Annotated in this window: 17 protein-coding genes and 3 tRNA genes; 6 read left to right on the top strand and 14 right to left on the bottom strand. The window is 49.1% G+C overall.

Going from position 1 to position 17530, the window contains the following annotated elements; translation table 11 throughout:
• Positions 1–19 precede the first annotated feature (19 nt).
• Both hyi and gcl read right to left on the bottom strand, forming a co-directional pair.
• Positions 20–796, bottom strand: coding sequence for a hydroxypyruvate isomerase (gene hyi, locus QUE61_RS04750; protein WP_286308114.1), 777 nt, complete (start codon positions 794–796; stop codon positions 20–22).
• A gap of 31 nt (positions 797–827) precedes the next feature.
• Entirely contained in the window at positions 828–2618 is a 1791-nt protein-coding gene (gcl, locus tag QUE61_RS04745) for a glyoxylate carboligase (RefSeq protein ID WP_286308112.1), read from the bottom strand.
• 128 nt (positions 2619–2746) lie between these two features.
• Here gcl and QUE61_RS04740 point away from each other — a divergent pair, with 128 nt between their 5' ends.
• Genes QUE61_RS04740 through QUE61_RS04725 form a run of 4 tightly spaced genes read left to right on the top strand, consistent with a single transcriptional unit; the run spans position 2747 to position 6895 of the window.
• Positions 2747–3661, top strand: coding sequence for a LysR family transcriptional regulator (locus QUE61_RS04740; RefSeq protein WP_286308110.1), 915 nt, complete (start codon positions 2747–2749; stop codon positions 3659–3661).
• Between the two features lie 34 nt (positions 3662–3695).
• Entirely contained in the window at positions 3696–4328 is a 633-nt protein-coding gene (locus QUE61_RS04735) for a hypothetical protein (protein ID WP_286308108.1), read from the top strand.
• Between the two features lie 40 nt (positions 4329–4368).
• Entirely contained in the window at positions 4369–6009 is a 1641-nt protein-coding gene (locus QUE61_RS04730; protein ID WP_286308106.1) for a thiamine pyrophosphate-binding protein, read from the top strand.
• A 40-nt stretch (positions 6010–6049) separates the two neighbouring features.
• Positions 6050–6895: a M48 family metallopeptidase gene (locus QUE61_RS04725; RefSeq protein ID WP_286308105.1), complete on the top strand. Its 846-nt coding sequence runs from the start codon at positions 6050–6052 to the stop codon at positions 6893–6895.
• A gap of 44 nt (positions 6896–6939) precedes the next feature.
• Here the strand turns inward: QUE61_RS04725 and QUE61_RS04720 are convergent, their stop codons facing one another.
• The 8 genes from QUE61_RS04720 to gltX all read right to left on the bottom strand — a co-directional run bounded on the left by QUE61_RS04720 (position 6940) and on the right by gltX (position 11948).
• Entirely contained in the window at positions 6940–7935 is a 996-nt protein-coding gene (locus QUE61_RS04720) for a Bug family tripartite tricarboxylate transporter substrate binding protein (protein WP_286308103.1), read from the bottom strand.
• A 111-nt stretch (positions 7936–8046) separates the two neighbouring features.
• The gene (locus tag QUE61_RS04715) at positions 8047–9120 is read right to left on the bottom strand and encodes a TauD/TfdA family dioxygenase (protein WP_286308101.1); all 1074 of its coding nucleotides are present in this window, start codon (positions 9118–9120) and stop codon (positions 8047–8049) included.
• A 171-nt stretch (positions 9121–9291) separates the two neighbouring features.
• Positions 9292–9471: a hypothetical protein gene (locus tag QUE61_RS04710; protein WP_286308099.1), complete on the bottom strand. Its 180-nt coding sequence runs from the start codon at positions 9469–9471 to the stop codon at positions 9292–9294.
• Between the two features lie 52 nt (positions 9472–9523).
• Positions 9524–10117, bottom strand: a complete 594-nt coding sequence (locus QUE61_RS04705) for a hypothetical protein (protein ID WP_286308097.1) — start codon at positions 10115–10117, stop codon at positions 9524–9526.
• 114 nt (positions 10118–10231) lie between these two features.
• A tRNA-Asp gene (locus tag QUE61_RS04700) sits at positions 10232–10308 on the bottom strand.
• 31 nt (positions 10309–10339) lie between these two features.
• Positions 10340–10415, bottom strand: a tRNA-Glu gene (locus QUE61_RS04695).
• 19 nt (positions 10416–10434) lie between these two features.
• Positions 10435–10510: transfer RNA gene (locus QUE61_RS04690), tRNA-Ala, on the bottom strand.
• Positions 10511–10544: 34 nt separating this feature from the next.
• A complete protein-coding gene (gene gltX, locus QUE61_RS04685; protein WP_286308278.1) occupies positions 10545–11948 on the bottom strand; it encodes a glutamate--tRNA ligase in 1404 nt (467 codons plus the stop codon).
• 38 nt (positions 11949–11986) lie between these two features.
• Here gltX and hslO point away from each other — a divergent pair, with 38 nt between their 5' ends.
• On the top strand, positions 11987–12961 hold the full coding sequence (hslO, locus tag QUE61_RS04680; protein ID WP_286308095.1) for an Hsp33 family molecular chaperone HslO: 975 nt from the start codon (positions 11987–11989) through the stop codon (positions 12959–12961).
• On the opposite strand, the gene ftsB is transcribed toward hslO, so the two are convergent.
• The 4 genes from ftsB to QUE61_RS04660 are packed head-to-tail and all read right to left on the bottom strand — an operon-like array spanning position 12962 to position 17180.
• Entirely contained in the window at positions 12962–13288 is a 327-nt protein-coding gene (gene ftsB / locus QUE61_RS04675) for a cell division protein FtsB (protein WP_286308094.1), read from the bottom strand. It lies immediately after the preceding gene.
• 13 nt (positions 13289–13301) lie between these two features.
• Positions 13302–14594 (bottom strand): phosphopyruvate hydratase, encoded by a 1293-nt coding sequence (gene eno / locus QUE61_RS04670; protein WP_286308092.1) that lies wholly within the window; start codon positions 14592–14594, stop codon positions 13302–13304.
• Between the two features lie 50 nt (positions 14595–14644).
• The gene (gene kdsA, locus QUE61_RS04665) at positions 14645–15508 is read right to left on the bottom strand and encodes a 3-deoxy-8-phosphooctulonate synthase (protein ID WP_286308089.1); all 864 of its coding nucleotides are present in this window, start codon (positions 15506–15508) and stop codon (positions 14645–14647) included.
• A 10-nt stretch (positions 15509–15518) separates the two neighbouring features.
• Complete coding sequence (locus QUE61_RS04660; protein WP_286308087.1) at positions 15519–17180, bottom strand: CTP synthase; 1662 nt, start codon at positions 17178–17180, stop codon at positions 15519–15521.
• Positions 17181–17272: 92 nt separating this feature from the next.
• On the opposite strand from QUE61_RS04660, the gene QUE61_RS04655 reads away from it, so the two are divergent.
• Complete coding sequence (locus QUE61_RS04655) at positions 17273–17461, top strand: superinfection immunity protein (RefSeq protein WP_286308086.1); 189 nt, start codon at positions 17273–17275, stop codon at positions 17459–17461.
• Positions 17462–17530: the final 69 nt, after the last annotated feature.

Genomic DNA, 17530 nt, shown 5'->3' with positions numbered 1-17530 from the left:
TAACGAACTAAATAGATTTTTAGGAAACCGACTTCAACCAACCTAAGCCAGCTTCAGTGGTGCTGGCAGGCTTATATTCGCAGCCGATCCAACCTTGATAACCTAGTTGATCAATGAACTTGAACAAATAGGCGTAATTAATTTCACCAGTTCCGGGCTCATTGCGACCGGGGTTATCCGCTAACTGCAGATGCGCAATTCGATTGAAGTACTTCTTCATAGAGTTTGCCAACTCCCCTTCCATGCGTTGGGCATGGTAAATGTCGTATTGCAAGAAAGCGTTGTCCGCACCTATCTCATCTAAGATCGCAATGCCTTGAGCGGTGGTGGACAAGAAGAAGCCAGGGATATCAAATGTATTGATCGGTTCAATCAGTAACTTGAGCTGATGCTTTTTCAACTCTGCTGCTGCGTATCGCAGATTACTCACAAACGTTGCATGCAAAGTCTTATGATCGACGCCGTCTGGCGCTTTACCAGCTAAACAATTGAGCTGACCGACACCGAGGGCCTTGGCGTACTCAATTGCCTTGGCAACACCAGACTTAAACTCATCGACCCGATCGGGCAAGCATGCAATGCCTCGTTCACCCGCTTCCCAATTACCAGCAGGCAAATTATGCAATACCAGCTTGAGTTGATTACGATCTAATGCTGATTTGATTTCACTCGCAGCAAAGGGGTAAGGAAAGAGGAACTCGACTGCCTGAAAACCACAAGCGGCTGCACGATCAAAGCGCTCCATAAAGGGCACTTCATTAAACAACATGGTTAGATTTGCAGCAAACTTTGGCATTCCAGTTCCTCTGAGTGAGTTTAAAAAAGACTTATTCTAAAAGACCGGCTGTTACCAAGCCTTCAGTACCGGCTGGGTGACGGCAATCAATATCTTCAAACTCGTTGACATTATTGATCTCGGTACCCATTGCAATATTGGTGACCTTCTCCAAAATGATTTCAACGACTACGGGAACCCGATACTCTTTAGCCATCTTCTGCGCCTCGATCAAAGCCTCCTGAATCTTGCCTGGATGGGTAACGCGCAAGGTTTTGCAACCCAAGCCTTCAACCACCTTACCGTGATCCACGCCATAGCCCTTCAGGTTCTCATCGTGGACGTTAATGTTGTCAAACGCGAGTTGGACACAGTAATCCATATCAAAGCCACGTTGTGCCTGACGGATGAGACCCAGGTAGCTGTTGTTTACTAAAACCATAACGAGCGGCAACTTAAACTGGGCACCAACGGCCAATTCTTCAATCAGGAACTGGAAGTCATAATCACCTGCAAGACCAACGACGGTACGAGTTGGATCAGCAGCCAACACGCCGAGTGCAGCAGGTACTGTCCAACCTAAGGGGCCTGCTTGACCACAGTTAATCCATTGACGCGCGCCATAGACATGCAAGAACTGGCCGCCGGCGATTTGTGAAAGACCAATGGTTGATACATAAACCGTATCGCGTTTGAAGGCTTGGTTCATCTCTTGATAAACACGCTGTGGCTTGATCGGCACATTATCAAAGTTCGTTTTACGTAGCATGAGGCGCTTGCGTTCTTGGCAACGTGAGACCCAATCGCTGTAATTGTTGAGCTTGCCTTTTGCCTTCCACTCTTTGGCTACTTCAACGAAGAGTTCGAGTGCAGCTTTGGCGTCAGACACAATACCGTAGTCAGGATTAAATACGCGACCAATCTGAGTTGGCTCAATATCCACGTGCACAAACTTACGGCCTTTGGTATAGACCTCTAGCGAGCCAGTGTGGCGATTGGCCCAACGATTACCGATACCCAATACAAAGTCGCTGGCCAACATCGTGGCATTGCCATAACGATGCGAGGTTTGTAAGCCCACCATGCCAGCCATCAAAGGATGATCATCTGGAATCGCACCCCAGCCCATCAAAGTTGGGATCACTGGAACACCGGTGATCTCGGCAAACTCCACTAATAGATCTGCAGCATCCGCATTAATGATTCCGCCGCCAGCCACGATTAATGGCTTCTCGGCTGACATCAACATCTCCATGGCCTTTTCAATTTGCTTCTTATTGGCAAATGGTTTGTAAACCGGCAATGGCTCGTAGGTATCGATATCAAACTCGATCTCGGCTAACTGCACATCGATGGGTAAATCAATCAGAACAGGTCCAGGACGTCCTGAGCGCATCACATGAAACGCCTGCTGAAATACGCGAGGTACCAAACCAGGCTCGCGTACGGTTACGGCCATTTTGGTCACTGGCTTGGCAATACTCTCGATATCAACCGCCTGGAAATCTTCTTTATAGAGACGGGCACGTGGAGCTTGGCCAGTAATACACAGAATTGGAATCGAGTCTGCGCTTGCTGAATACAAGCCAGTAATCATGTCGGTACCAGCGGGGCCAGACGTGCCAATGCAAACACCGATATTGCCAGCCTTGGCACGGGTGTAGCCTTCAGCCATGTGGGAAGCGCCCTCAACGTGGCGCGCCAGAATATGGGTGATGGATTGACGCTCGCGTAATTGTGCGTACAGGGGATTAATCGCAGCGCCAGGAACGCCAAATGCGGTGGTGATGCCCTCTTTTTCCATTACCAAAACAGCTGCCATTGCGGCTTTCATGAGTGCCATTGTTGCCTCCTTTTGAATAAGATGAATGAATCATCCTTAAATTGAGGTATTCTGAGAAGTGTGATACCTTAATATCATCTATTCTAATTTGGAATATATTAGTTTTATCTTATTTAAATCAATATCTTATGGATCGAATTCAAGGCATTTCCTTATTCATACGAGTGGTCGAAACGGGATCATTTAGCAAAGCTGCGAGCAGTTTGGGAATAACTCAACCCACCGCCACCAAGCATGTCGCCGCCCTTGAAAAGCGTCTAGGATCCCTTCTGCTCCATCGCAGTACCCGCGGGGTAACGCCCACTGAAATTGGCAAGATCTATTACGAGAAGTGCAAGACGATTATTCATGAAGTTGAAGATGCCGAGAACCTAGCTGGACTCTTGCAATCCGAGGTACAGGGCAAACTCAATATCAGTAGCTCAGTAGCCTTTGGTCGACGTGTACTAACGCCATTGGTACTGGAGTTTATGAGGGATCATCCGCAGTTACAGGTAAGCCTCAACTTGGATGATCGCTACATTAATTTGGTCGAGGAAGGCGTCGATCTTGCGATTCGGATGGGGCGTCTATCCGATTCCAGTTTGGGCGCACGCTTTTTGGGTCTGAATCCCTGGGTTCTGGTCGCCACCCCTGAATACCTCATGCAGGCTGGTACGCCATCTATACCCAGTGACTTAAGTCGTCATACCGCACTCATTTACAGTTCGGTTCAGGGAGACCATCGTTGGCAATTTACCGGTCGCGACGGCTCCAACAAGTCCATTCAGGTGCAAGGCCCCCTCTACACCAATAATCTCTCAGCACTTCTATCTGCAACCAGGCAGCATCTCGGAATTGCAGCCCTTCCCTGGTACGTAGCTTATACATCGGTTCAAAGCCGACACCTCAAGCCCTTATTAGAAGATTGGACGATGCCTGTCCAAGAAATTCATGCGGTCTATAGCTCACCACGACTGCTAACCAGCAAGGTTAGTAAATTAATCGATTGGCTCGCGGGTCAATTTAAGGGAAACTGGTGGGCCAGAGAAATCGGGTCATAATCAATTGGTATTTCATTAACTATTCATCAAAATCATGAACTCATCCTTATTTATCTCAAAAAATCTTGTAATCCTCGCTTTTGGCGTTGGTCTCTCCTCTGTCAGTCTGGCGCAAACCAAGCCCGCAATGGTTGACCCCAACAAAGCGCCCATCGCGGCTGCCGGGATTGATGAGGTCTATCAACTAGTTGATGCGGTAGTGACTAAGGTCGATAGTAAGACGCGCACCGTAACCCTAAAAGATAAGGATGGCACAGTCACTAATTTTGTTGCAGGGCCTGAGATTAAGAACTTCCCTCAAATTAAGGTGGGTGATCGTCTTACCGTCACGCATGAGTTGGCAGTTGTGATTGAATTGGCCAAGGTCAACAACCAAGGCATTCGCAGTGAAGTGCAAACCACTAGCCAAACCTCTGCTCCGCTGGGGAGCAAGCCTGCCTCAGTTATTTCCAACACCACCACGATTGTTGCCACCGTCATTGGTATTGATCGCCAGAAGATGACGATTTCGGTCAAGGGTCCCAAAGGTAAGCCCGATACCTACCGTATCAAGAATGCAGCTTTATTGAAGGATATTGCGGTCAACGATGAGGTCAAGATTGTTTTATACGATGCAATGGCTGCATCCTTTACGGCCCCTACTGCTGCTGCGAACCAGAAAAAATAAGAGCGTCTAATTAAAATAAAGTATTCATCAAGGAGTAATCATGGCAGAACGGCTTGGTGCGCATTCATTGGTGGATGCCTTTAAAGCGCAGGGTGTGAATTCAATTTTTACGCTTTCGGGTAATCACATCATGCCCATTTTTGATGCAGTGATTGATCAACCCATTAAATTAATTCATACGCGCCATGAAGCGGCAACGGTTCATATGGCTGATGCGTATGCTCGCTTGAGTGGCAAAGTCGGTATTGCAATGGTCACTGGAGGCCCGGGTCATGCCAATGCGGTTTCTGCCCTATATACAGCAGCGATGGCCGAAGCCCCAGTAGTGCTCTTATCGGGTCATGCTCCTTTAAATCAATTAGGCAAAGGCGCCTTTCAAGAAATGTCCCAAGCCGATATTGCGGCGCCATTATGCAAAGCATCATGGACCTGTGCAGGCCCACAATATTTAGCAGCAGATTTTGAGTTAGCCTGTGCGATTGCCCAATCGGGTCGACCAGGCCCCGTGCATCTAAGCCTGCCATCCGATGCCCTTGAGAATCCCTTGACCGCTGCATCTGCAACGCCAAGTCCTACTGCACCCAAACTAGCATCAAACCCTCCCCTAAATTCGGAGAAAGCACAGTCGATCGTCACCCAGTTACGTACTGCTCACAAGCCGGTAGTTTTGGTTGGTCCGCGTGGTTGCTACCAATACGCTAAAGAACTACAGCAATTAAGTGAAGCGCTTGGTGTGCCAGTGATTGCAACCGAGAGTCCGCGCGGCGTTGGTGATCCGAGCTTAGGTGCTTTTGCCGAGGTCCTTGCGCAAAGCGATTGTGTTTTATTGTTAGAGAAACGCTTGGACTTCACACTCAAGTTTGGTAACTCGCCAACCTTTAAAGCCGATGCGCGCTTTATGCAAATTGACTCTGAGGCCGCTGAACTTCAGCGCTCTCAGAATACACTTGGCTCCAGGCTAGAGTTGGCTGTACAAGCTGATTTACTGCCTTCCATTGAGACCTTATTGCAAACTGCCAAGAGTATTCAGGCTAAAGCTCACGATGCTAGTTGGTTGCCATGGGTCAATGAGGCAATTGCCTATCGTCCCAATACCTGGTCGGCCGCCACATCCAAGACCCCCAACCATGCGCATCCCGGCAGAGCAATGCTTGCTTTACAAGCCATTCTTGACTCCCATCCAGACTCGGTATTGGTGGTTGATGGGGGTGAAATTGGCCAATGGGCGCAGGCTTGCCTGCATGCCCCAAACCGCGTGATTAATGGTGTTGCTGGTTCGATTGGTGCAGCACTGCCATTTGCGACTGCAGCTGCGTACACCAAGCCAGGCGTGCCAGTTGTTGCCGTGATGGGGGATGGCACCTTTGGCTTTCATTCATCGGAGCTTGATACCGCCGTTCGCTATCAACTGCCATTTATTGGTGTGGTGGGCAATGATGCCTGCTGGAATGCCGAGTATCAGATTCAGATTCGGGAATATGGTCAAGAACGGGCCAAGGGGTGTGAGCTTTTACCCTCCCGCTACGATCAAGTCGCAGAGGCGTTTGGTGGCGCTGGAGAACTAGTCACCGATGCAGTTGATGTCTTACCCGCTGCGCAGCGCTTACAAGCCAAAGGTTTGCCAGCGATCTTGAACATCTTGATCGAGGGCTTACCTGCGCCAAATCTTAAACGTAGTTAGTTCGGGTCATCCGCTGTTGCCCATCAGACGTTTATCCACTATGAACCTGATGTATCGCCCGCGTTTTATTCAAACAGTGGTTAGCATTTTGGTAGCATGCTGCCTCTTGGTGGCGTGTGCCAATACCAGCCGTCCTGGGGTTGTAGGCGTGCAACGCTCGCAGTTCATGATGATCTCCGCAGCGCAAATCGATCGGATGTCGGCCATTAGTTTTGAGCAACAGGCCAAGGCGGCGCAGAAGAAAAAGATACTCATTACCAGTGGCCCTGAATATGAGCGCCTTAAGACCATTGCCAATCGCTTGATTCCGCAGACAGCGGTATTTCGTGATGACACTCGTGGCTGGAATTGGGGCTTGCAATTAATTGATTCGCCAATTGTGAATGCCACTTGCGCACCTGGAGGTCGCATTACTTTTTATACCGGGATTATTAATAAACTCAACTTAACCGATGATGAGATTGCTGCGATCATGGGTCATGAGATTGCTCATGCGGTTCGGGAGCATGGACGTGAGCAGGTCTCGCAAGCACTTGCTCAAAACATCATTAGTAATGTTGCGCTTGCCGCAGCAGGTGCAGGTTCGGCTCAATCGATTGATGCGGCCAATCAAATCATGCAGTACGTATTGGTATTACCAAACTCGCGGCAGAATGAACGTGAAGCCGATGCGATTGGCTTAGAGCTGGCGGCACGAGGCGGCTATGATCCGCGGGCTGCCATTACATTGTGGCAAAAGATGAGTAAAGAGAGTCAGGGTAAGAACCCACCTGAGTTTTTATCGACCCACCCTTCCAATGAGAATCGCATCAAGGAGCTATCTACATTGATTCCGAAGGTTATGCCTTTGTATGAGGCAGCAAAGCGGGATGACTTAGCCAAATAAAAACGGCCCCAAAATATGAGGCCGTAGTTTTTAAGACAATTTGTTTACTTCTTGAGATTAAGCTCTGCGCCCAATTTGCTGTAGAGCTCAAACTGCTCGCGGGCAAATTTCTCAGTCTCTTGGGGTGACCGAATCGCTGGAATTGCACCAACCGTATCGTTACCGCGCAACCAAGCTGGATCTTTAGCAACTTCCTTCAAAACGGCTTGCCATTTGTTCACAACCTCAGCAGGCAACCCTGGGGGTCCATATAAACCACTCCATCCCATCACCTGTTCTAAGGATGGGATACCCGATTCCTTAGCGGTTGGTACATCTGGAAACTCTTTTAAACGATTGGAAGTAGAGGTCACCAAGGCGCGCATGGCGCCGCCTTTAATTTGTCCAACCATCGTTGTTAAGTTATTGCAAAGAAAATTAACTTCACCACCCAATAAGGCTGCGCTAGCTTGGCCACCACCCTTATAGGGAATCATCATCGCCGCACTGGATGGCAAACCAACGTCGCGCAACATAACCTCTACAGCCAAATGTTGTGTGGTGCCAGGGCCGGCAGTAGCGTAATTTAATTTTCCTGGGTTCGCTTTTATCCCATCAATTAATTCCTTAATTGTTTTGTATGGAGAATCTGGCTTAACAACGCATACCACGGGATTAAAATCCAACAAGGAAATCATCGTAAAGTCATTCCACTTATAAGGAGTGTTGCTATCTAGTGCCGGAGTAATTGCTTGAGATCCACCGCGCGATATTAACAATGTATAGCCATCAGGAGGCGAGGTTCGGACCTTCTGTGATCCAATGGTTCCCGATGCACCGGCAACGTTTTGCACAATGACAGGCTGACCAATTAATTTATTCGCAACTGCCGCTAGATTTCGTCCAGAAAAATCACTATCGCCGCCTACACCATATGGCGCAATCAAAGTGATGGTTTTATTGGGATAGTTTTGCGCAAGCACTGGGCTAACGCCAAGCGCACTAGCGACCAATCCCGCAAGAATCGATTTGCCGATGAGGCGTTTACTAGACTTCAACATAGTAGGTCTCCTCCACAATGGGATGTTTTTATAGGTACAACAACCCATACTACAAGTCGATTTTTGGGAAACCAATCAGGGTTACAACTAGGTTTTTGCTCTTTTGGGGTCCTAAATGCTCAATTCCACCGAGAGTTTGGTGCCCGGCACAATAATGCCGCCCCGATCCCCTGGGATGGTATTGCCCCAACGGGATGCAAAGTAATCAGGTAAGGGTCGTCCAGATGGTGGGGCAATCCAGAGTCTTAGCAAATGACGATGGCGCTCCGGTTCGGGCCAGTTCTCGAAGTCATTCCTAGAGTGCAGAATTTGATGGTTGTGCAAGAGCTGAATATCTCCGGGCTCGAATGCCATCTGCAGAGGAAATCCAGGTTCTTGCAAGATCGCATCAATCAAGTCCATGACCTCCACTTGCTCCTTAGTTAAGCGCGGAGCATTGGGAAAGCGGCGTTGCGCTTCCTCAATATAGTGGCGCAGATAAACGCACGATAGTTCACCGTGATACCAATTAAAGATTGGAATCTCAAACCACGGGTCACGGCCTTCAGGAACCTCGCCGCGGCGATCGGTAGGATATGGAGTAAACATCGCCGGGATGAGATCAGGGCGACGCTTAACGAGTACGTTATAAATAGCCATTGAGCTGGCGATAAATGACTCACCGCCCTGTTTCGCCTTTTGCAGGCACAACAGACCCACAATGTCCGCAGAGTCAGTGTGGTAGTCCAGCTTCTTATTGGTTTGGTAAAAACGCGCACCCGCCTCCACTTTAGCGCCTTGATCGCGCACGTGACCCAAGAGATGGCCTTTGCCATTGGAGCTGCGCAAGCTCCCCATGTGGCGACCGATCCCCATGTAAATGGTAGCCGCCTTCTCAATCGACCAGTTTGCGATTGGCAAACCGCGCAGCATCACGAATCCGCGACCATGCAAGAGCTCTTGTAATTGCCCCTGAATAAATGGTTCTAGATTGTGAAGGGGGAAACTCTCAGGTGTAATATTTTCCAGCGCAAGTCCGGTGCTAGCAAAGTGCTCTGCCGCGCGCTCGAGTTCGGCAACTTGTTCCGGTGTCCAGTGCACGATCCAATCCGATCTCTGAGCAAGGTCAGACCCTCGCCATGCGCAAGGTCCATCAATTGCTTTTGGAATGCTACCCACTGCATTAATTGATTGACTTGCACTCATTACGACCCCCATTGAAATGATTACGGTATGAATTCACTGAAATTAGTCTATTACAAAAATAGCCTAAATTTAAGCAAAAATGGGGCTAATCAGATCAATTAGTTTGGATATTCATTTGCTTCATATGCAAATCAACTAGATGAGTCTAGATGACTGCGGGGTAATACTAACTCACGACTTTGATTCGTCTTGTTTCGTTTTGCTCAGTATTGACTGCAAAAGAGGTGCAGGTTTAGCGCTTGATTTTGACTTTGTTTGCTTGTTTTGCAAATCGGCCTTGCTGGCATTTTTCAGGCGCAGTGCGATCTGCAGACCTTGACGTTTTGCTAAATCGGTTTTCTTGAGGGTCATGATGAAAAAACCCGTCTAGTTCAAACTAGACGGGCCTTTACCAATTCATGAATTACTTCTTAGGTGCAGTTACTTCAATCGCGATGATTTCGGTAACGGTTGCTTCAACTTGCGTACCCACTTTTACGCCTTTGAGCACTTTTGGATCCTTCACTTTCAGATCCAATGTACGGGTAGCACCACGCAGAGTGATGGTACCTTTCTTTTCATCTACAGCGGTTACATCAGCAACCACAGTCACTTGACGCTCGATCGCAGCAGCAGGTTTATCACCCAACTTCGCACGCGCTGCTTTTTCGGTTTCAATGCGCTCGCGGATTTCAACTTTGCTTGGCTTCTTAATATCCGCTACCAAGATCTCAACATGAGTCAGAGTGACGATATCGCCTACTTTGATTTGATTAAAGTTTTTGACCTCATCGCCTAAGACGGTTTTAAATTCATTACCGTTGGGACCAACAATTACTACTTGACGGGTCTTTGGATCAACCGATTTGAACTTGCCTTGGAACTGAACACCTTCAGCTACTTTTAAGACGCCTGGGGCAGTTTCAACAGCAACTACCGCCTGTGGTTTATTTTGTGCCATGACAGCGGATGTGCCCATCATTAATACGGCTGCGCTTACAAGTGCAATTTTCTTCATGAAATTCCTCTATGGTTAATTGACAAAAATACCTCAAACGAGAATATTGTTGTAATGATAGTGGTTTTCATGACCGAGAAATGAAAAAACCACCCGAAGGTGGCTTTTGGAATCTGGCGGAGCGGACGGGACTCGAACCCGCGACCCTCGGCGTGACAGGCCGATATTCTAACCAACTGAACTACCGCTCCAGATACTGCATCATGCGCGTCACTGCATGACTGGCGTCCCCAGGGGGATTCGAACCCCCGTACTCACCGTGAAAGGGTGATGTCCTAGGCCTCTAGACGATGGGGACCTTGGACTACTTGTTTTGTTGGTGGAGATAAGCGGGATCGAACCGCTGACCTCTTGCATGCCATGCAAGCGCTCTCCCAGCTGAGCTATACCCCCTTATATTGGTGCACTTTCAAAACAATCCAAGATTTTAGCCTATTTTTGAGAGACGCTCGACGACTTCGTCTTTACCCATCACCGCAATCACTGCATCAAGCGCTGGTGTTTGAGTGGTGGCAAATAGCGCATACCGAATGGGCATTGCCAAGGCGGGCATCTTAAGTTGAAACTGGGCAAGCGTCGCTTTCAGTTGGGCGGCAACCTCTTCCTTGGTTTTGGGATTTGATGCTGTTAGTCGCTCTCTAAAATCTGCGATGGCTGGAATCACAGCATTTGGGATATTTTGAGCAATTTGTTCGCTATTTAGATTGGGTCGGCCCTGATAGAAAAGCTTGGCACCTTCGACGATCTCTAGCAAGGTGTTCGCACGGTCTTTAAGTAGGTTGACCACCGACTCAAAATCTGGACCCCGTGAGAGATCAATCCCCTGCTGTTGAATAAGCGGCGTACATAACTGCGCAAGGCGTTTTGCCTCACCCTGCTGAATATAGTGATGATTGAGCCAGAGTAATTTCTCAGGATTATGTTGTGCGGGTGAGCGCCCCAAGTGCTCCAAATCAAACCATTTCACAAATTGCTCTTGCGTAAAGATTTCGGCATCACCGTGCGACCAGCCTAAGCGCGCGAGATAGTTCAGGACGGCTTCAGGTAGATAGCCCATTTTTTGATAATCGCGCACGCTCAGGGCGCCATTGCGCTTACTCATCTTCTCACCACTTTCATCCAAGACCGTTGGTAAGTGCGCATAGACCGGCGGCGTGCCACCAAGCGCCTTCATGATGTTAATTTGCCGCGGGGTATTGTTGACATGATCATCACCCCGAATCACATGGGTAATCTCCATATCGAGATCATCGACCACCACGCAGAAGTTATAGGTAGGAGTGCCATCAGGACGAGCGATGATGAGATCATCTAGCTCATCATTACTAATTTCAATCACCCCTTTAACCGCATCTTTCCAAATGACAGAGCCGCCAATTGGGTTTTTGAAACGAATCACGGGCAAAGCGTCTTTGGGGGGTTCAGGCAACGTCTTACCAGGTTCGGGGCGCCAAAAGCCGTTATACCGCGGCTTTTCTTTATTGGCCATTTGCTGATCACGCAAACGATTGAGCTCATCTTCGCTCATATAACAGTAGTATGCCGAGCCATCCGCTAGCATTTGCTTGAGGACTTCGCGATAGCGATCCATACGTTGCATTTGATAGACCGGGCCCTCATCGGGATCCAAGCCCAGCCAATGCATACCCTCTAAGATCACCTCAACGGCCTCCAAAGAGGAACGCTCTTGATCGGTATCTTCAATCCGCAAGATAAAGTCCCCGCCCTTGCTTCTAGCAAAGGCCCAGGGGTACAAGGCACTACGCAGATTACCTAAATGAATAAAGCCAGTTGGGCTTGGAGCAAAACGGGTTCGAATACGCATGGGCAGTATTATCTCAGGTCAGAACTGCTTAGGATATTTTTCGGATGAATCAGCTTTTGGTCTTTGTGTGTGACGGCGCCCCCGTGCGGGGTGAGTTTGTCTCGATTGGTAGTGCATGGCAGAACATCTTGGCCCTGCGCAATGACCCACCGGCGGTGCAAAAGGTGATGGGCGAGTTTATTGCAGCAGCCACGCTCTTAACGGCTAGCATCAAGCTCGATGGCACTTTAATTATTCAAGCCCAGAGTAAGGGGCCAATTCAGCTCTTGGTGGTTGAATGCACATCCCACCTTGAGATTCGGGCGAGTGTCACTCTCAATCCGGATTTTGGTCAAATTCCTGACAATGCCACTCTCGCTGAATTACTCGACGCAGAGGGCTCTGGACGCTTGGCGATTACTCTCGATCCAGTTGATCGCAAGCCTTCTCAAACACCTTATCAAGGAATCGTGGCATTAAAGCGCCCCTCTAGCACCCACCCCGGTTTCGATGAGCCGATTGAAACGGTCAGTGAGGCCATCATGCAATACATGCAACGCTCTGAACAAATTGATACGCGCATCTGGCTTGCCTCAAGCTCACAATCCTTGGGCGGTTTTTTATTACAGCGCATGCCTGATGCTGGCGGCGCTTCTCAGTATGACCCCAAGATGATGGCTGAGGGTTGGGAGCGCATTCAGATGCTGAGCAATACGATTACCAATGAAGAGCTATTAGAAGTTACGCCTGAGACCTTATTGCGTCGCTTGTTTCTCGAGGAATCGGAGCGCTTTGGTGTGCGCAGCTTTCCGACGCGCCTCATTCGGTTTGTCTGCCGCTGCTCGCGTGAGCGGGTTGCGGATGTGATTCGGATGTTAGGTCAAGACGAGGTCGACAGCATTTTGGCCGAACTCGGCGCTGTTGAGACCCGCTGCGACTTCTGTGGCATGCAATATCGTTTTGATGCGGTCGATTGCAAACAAGCGTTTGCCAGTGCGACGCTCAGTGATGCCGTACGACCGGCCTCCAAAGGGCATTAATTATTGCTTGGGTGTTGCGGGTACCGGGGTAGCATTGGGGCTTGGAGGCACACCGTCTTTAGGAACGATTTGTACAAAATACTCGCCCTCTTTGAGCATCCCATGCTCTGATCGGGCCCGCTCCTCAATCGCGCGTGTACCCTCTTTTAGATCCTTCACATCGCCAGCCAATTTATTGTTCCGAATTTCTAAGGCTTTATTTTTCTGGATTTGCGCATCGAGCTGACGCTCTAGCTCATAGGCCTTGAGCCATCCGCCCTGACCAAACCAGAGCGGATACTGAATCACGATCAGCAACCCTAACATCGAGTAGATAATCAGGCGCATTGCGCAAGCAGGCTTACTTTAGATTGTGCAAGTTGTAGAACGCAGCCTTACCAGGGTAGCTCGCTACATCACCCAAATCCTCTTCAATCCGCAGGAGCTGGTTGTACTTAGCAATCCGATCGGAGCGAGACAGGGAACCGGTTTTAATTTGGCCGGCATTGGTACCTACTGCAATATCGGCAATTGTGCTGTCTTCGGTCTCACCGGAGCGATGAGAAATCACCGCGGTGTAATTAGCGCGTTTGGCCATCTCAATCGCCGCAAAGGTTTCAGTGAGAGTGCCAATTTGATTAATCTTAATCAGAATCGAGTTTGCAATTCCTTTGTCGATCCCCTCTTTGAGAATGCGAGTGTTGGTAACAAAGAGATCATCCCCAACCAATTGGATGGTTTGGCCAAGCTTTTGGGTGAGGGTTGCCCAGCCATCCCAATCGCTTTCATGCATTCCGTCTTCAATCGACACGATCGGGAACTGATTAGCTAGATTACCAAGGTAATCGGCAAACTCAGTAGAACTTAGTTGTAAGCCCTCGCCGGATAAATGGTACTTACCATCTTTATAGAACTCACTCGCTGCACAATCTAAGGCTAGCAATACATCGTCACCGGCGTGATAGCCCGCTTTCTCAATGGCACTCAGAATGGTTTCTAAGCACTCTTGGTTGCTCTTGAAGTTAGGTGCAAAGCCGCCTTCATCGCCTACCGAGGTTGGCATATTTTTGTCGTGCAATATTTTCTTGAGCGCATGAAAGACCTCGGCACCACAGCGTAGCGCCTCCCGAAAGCTGTCGACACCCACGGGCATGATCATGAACTCTTGAATATCCAAACTATTGTTGGCGTGGGCACCACCATTGACGATGTTCATCATGGGTACAGGCAATTGCATGGCGCCTGAGCCACCAAAATAGCGATAAAGTGGCAAGCCAGCCTCTTCAGCGGCAGCACGCGCTACGGCCATGGATACTGCTAAAGTGGCATTTGCCCCAAGACCGGCTTTATTGTGGGTACCATCAAGATCATTGAGGGTATGATCCAAAAAGGCCTGCTCACTGGCATCCAAACCCAATACGGTTTCAGCAATTTTGGTATTGATGTTCTCAACCGCTTTCAATACACCCTTGCCCAGATAGCGATTGGCATCACCATCGCGTAACTCAATCGCCTCACGCGAACCGGTCGATGCTCCAGATGGAACGGCAGCGCGCGCCATGACACCCGACTCTAGTAAAACGTCGCACTCAACGGTGGGATTACCACGCGAGTCCAGGATCTCGCGACCAATAATGTCAACAATTGCGCTCATGCTCTCTCCTAAATATTTATTCGGTGATGAAGGTCGATGATTAGCTAGGGTCAACCCACAAATCGGTCTTCTAAATACATATTGCTTTGTTTCACAACACGATCCAACTGTTGCAGTGTTGCTAATAGCTCTTTTAAGTAATTGAGCGGCACTGCATTGGGACCATCCGATAATGCCTTGGCTGGATCCGGATGGGTCTCCATAAATAGACCGCTGATACCAACGGCTACCGCTGCACGTGCTAGCACTGGCACAAACTCCCGCTGTCCACCACTACTGCTGCCTTGACCACCGGGCAATTGCACCGAATGAGTTGCATCAAATACAACGGGAGCTTGCGTAGCGCGCATGATGGCTAGGCTACGCATATCCGAGACTAAGTTGTTATAGCCAAAGCTGGCGCCACGTTCACACACCATAAACTGATCGGGTAGGTTTTTCTCACGCGCAGCAGCACGTGCCTTATCGACCACATTACCCATCTCATAGGGGGACAGGAATTGCCCCTTCTTGATATTGACCGGTTTACCACTTTGAGCAACAGCAGCAATGAAGTCTGTCTGGCGACAGAGAAACGCTGGGGTTTGCAAGACATCAACTACGGAGGCTACTGCGCTCACATCGCTGATTTCATGTACGTCGGTGAGGACTGGTACCCCAATTTGCTTCTTAACCTTTTCTAAGATCGCTAAGCCCTTTTCCATTCCCAGTCCCCGAAACGAGGATCCTGAGGAACGATTGGCTTTATCGAAGGAAGACTTGTAGATAAAGGGAATATTAAGATCTGCACAAATTGCTTTGATCTGACCGGCCGTGTCAATGGAAAACTGTTCCGACTCAATCACGCAAGGGCCCGCGATCAAGAAGAACGGTTTGTTTAAACCAATCTCAAAGCCACACAAATGATTCAACATAAGGATCCAATTACGCGGCGACTGCCGTTTTAGCAGTCTGACGCGCGAGGGCTGCGCGAATGTACGCCAAGAACAAGGGGTGCCCGGCTCTTGGGGTTGAGGTGAACTCAGGGTGGAACTGCACACCGAAGAACCATGGATGCATCGATTTAGGCAACTCCATCATCTCTGGCAAATCCTCATTGGGGGTACGCGCAGAAATAATCAAGCCGGCTTTCTCAAGCTTTGGGGCATAGATGTTATTGACTTCATAGCGATGGCGGTGACGTTCATTCACCTCAGAACCATAAATGCTATGAGCGAGGGTATTGGGCTTCACCGGGCATTTTTGTGAACCTAGGCGCATCGTGCCACCCATATCGGAGTCCGCTGCACGTTTTTCAATCTTGCCCTCACGATCGAGCCACTCGGTAATGAGTGCCACAACTGGATTGGGGGTCTCTGGGTCAAACTCGGTGCTGTTGGCTGCTTCGATCTTGGCAACATGCCGTGCGAACTCAATCACAGCAAGCTGCATTCCTAAACAAATACCTAAATAGGGCACGACGTTCTCACGCGCATACTGAATGGCTTTGATTTTTCCTTCGGTGCCGCGCTTACCAAATCCACCCGGTACCAAAATGGCATCGAGATCATAAAGGCACTCTAGATTCCCCTGCTCTAAGCGCTCGGAGTCAATGTACCGAATATTAATTTTGGTGTGATTATGAATACCAGCATGGCGCAGCGCTTCAATCAATGATTTATACGACTCGGTGAGGTCCACATATTTGCCCACCATGCCAATCGTGACCTCATACTGAGGATGCTCAAGCTCATACACCAGGGAATCCCACATCGAGAGATCGGCAGGCTTAGCTTGAATATTGAGCTCCTTGCATAAGAGCTCATCCATCCCCTGCTCATGCAGCATCTTCGGAATCTTATAAATCGTATCGACATCCCACACTGAAATGACCGCTTCTTCACGTACATTCGAGAACAAAGAGATCTTGGCACGCTCGTCATCGGGGATCTCGCGATCGGCGCGGCACAGTAAGACAGTGGGCAATATACCGATCTCGCGGAGCTTTTGCACCGAGTGCTGCGTGGGTTTGGTCTTCAACTCCCCTGCACTCTGAATCCAAGGCACTAGGGTGAGATGCACGAATGCGCAATCGCCTTTGGGGAGGCGCAAACTCATTTGACGTGCCGCTTCTAAGAACGGTAAGGACTCGATATCACCGACGGTACCGCCAATCTCGCAAATCGCAATATCGGCATGGCCATCGTGACTCGCTTTGGCACCCTTTTCCACAAAGGCCTGAATCTCATTGGTAATGTGGGGAATCACTTGAACGGTCTTACCGAGATACTCGCCACGGCGCTCTTTCCGAATCACCGACTCATAAATTTGGCCGGTGGTGAAGTTATTGCTCTTGCGCATCTTGGCGCTCACAAAGCGTTCGTAATGACCCAAATCGAGATCGGTCTCAGCGCCGTCTTCGGTCACGAATACCTCTCCGTGCTGAAACGGACTCATCGTTCCAGGATCGACGTTAATGTAGGGGTCTAATTTTAGGAGGGTGACTTTCAGGCCGCGTGATTCAAGAATCGCGGCAAGCGAGGCGGCTGCAATTCCTTTTCCGAGAGAAGAAACTACACCACCAGTGACAAAAACGTATTTGGTCATCGCTTAACGTCTATTGGTAATACGCAATTATAACGATAGCTGGAGCAGATTGAAAAAAAGAGACTTCGGACTTGCCCTAAGTAAAATTGGAAATGCGCTTATTTTTCGCCATCCTCATCACCCTTCTATCCCTGTTTTACCTCCTGCCGGTGGCCATTGCGTTCTACCGCAAACGCGCCAATACCGGGGCTATTTTTGCCCTGAACCTCTTTTTAGGGTGGTCCTTGATTGGCTGGGTGATTGCCCTGGTTTGGGCACTGAAGGACGAAGAGATCCTGTAAATATCAGGCGGATTAGAGGTATTTTCACTAGATCCACTGTCAGTAAAGTTTTACAATATAGCCTGTTCT

Source organism: Polynucleobacter sp. HIN5, from assembly GCF_030297555.1.
In the GTDB taxonomy this organism is placed as follows: domain Bacteria; phylum Pseudomonadota; class Gammaproteobacteria; order Burkholderiales; family Burkholderiaceae; genus Polynucleobacter.
This window is presented reverse-complemented; position numbering and strand designations above follow the sequence as displayed.

What these genes read in the sequence shown, in the direction of transcription:
- QUE61_RS04740 (WP_286308110.1), top strand. Translation starts at nt 2,747, where the DNA reads ATGGATCGAATTCAAGGCATTTCCTTATTCATACGAGTGGTCGAAACG.
- QUE61_RS04735 (WP_286308108.1), top strand. Translation starts at nt 3,696, where the DNA reads ATGAACTCATCCTTATTTATCTCAAAAAATCTTGTAATCCTCGCTTTT.
- QUE61_RS04720 (WP_286308103.1), bottom strand. Translation starts at nt 7,935, where the DNA reads ATGTTGAAGTCTAGTAAACGCCTCATCGGCAAATCGATTCTTGCGGGA.
- QUE61_RS04715 (WP_286308101.1), bottom strand. Translation starts at nt 9,120, where the DNA reads ATGAGTGCAAGTCAATCAATTAATGCAGTGGGTAGCATTCCAAAAGCA.
- hyi (WP_286308114.1), bottom strand. Translation starts at nt 796, where the DNA reads ATGCCAAAGTTTGCTGCAAATCTAACCATGTTGTTTAATGAAGTGCCC.
- ftsB (WP_286308094.1), bottom strand. Translation starts at nt 13,288, where the DNA reads ATGCGCCTGATTATCTACTCGATGTTAGGGTTGCTGATCGTGATTCAG.
- QUE61_RS04710 (WP_286308099.1), bottom strand. Translation starts at nt 9,471, where the DNA reads ATGACCCTCAAGAAAACCGATTTAGCAAAACGTCAAGGTCTGCAGATC.
- eno (WP_286308092.1), bottom strand. Translation starts at nt 14,594, where the DNA reads ATGAGCGCAATTGTTGACATTATTGGTCGCGAGATCCTGGACTCGCGT.
- QUE61_RS04725 (WP_286308105.1), top strand. Translation starts at nt 6,050, where the DNA reads ATGAACCTGATGTATCGCCCGCGTTTTATTCAAACAGTGGTTAGCATT.
- QUE61_RS04660 (WP_286308087.1), bottom strand. Translation starts at nt 17,180, where the DNA reads ATGACCAAATACGTTTTTGTCACTGGTGGTGTAGTTTCTTCTCTCGGA.
- hslO (WP_286308095.1), top strand. Translation starts at nt 11,987, where the DNA reads ATGAATCAGCTTTTGGTCTTTGTGTGTGACGGCGCCCCCGTGCGGGGT.
- QUE61_RS04705 (WP_286308097.1), bottom strand. Translation starts at nt 10,117, where the DNA reads ATGAAGAAAATTGCACTTGTAAGCGCAGCCGTATTAATGATGGGCACA.
- kdsA (WP_286308089.1), bottom strand. Translation starts at nt 15,508, where the DNA reads ATGTTGAATCATTTGTGTGGCTTTGAGATTGGTTTAAACAAACCGTTC.
- QUE61_RS04730 (WP_286308106.1), top strand. Translation starts at nt 4,369, where the DNA reads ATGGCAGAACGGCTTGGTGCGCATTCATTGGTGGATGCCTTTAAAGCG.
- QUE61_RS04655 (WP_286308086.1), top strand. Translation starts at nt 17,273, where the DNA reads ATGCGCTTATTTTTCGCCATCCTCATCACCCTTCTATCCCTGTTTTAC.
- gcl (WP_286308112.1), bottom strand. Translation starts at nt 2,618, where the DNA reads ATGGCACTCATGAAAGCCGCAATGGCAGCTGTTTTGGTAATGGAAAAA.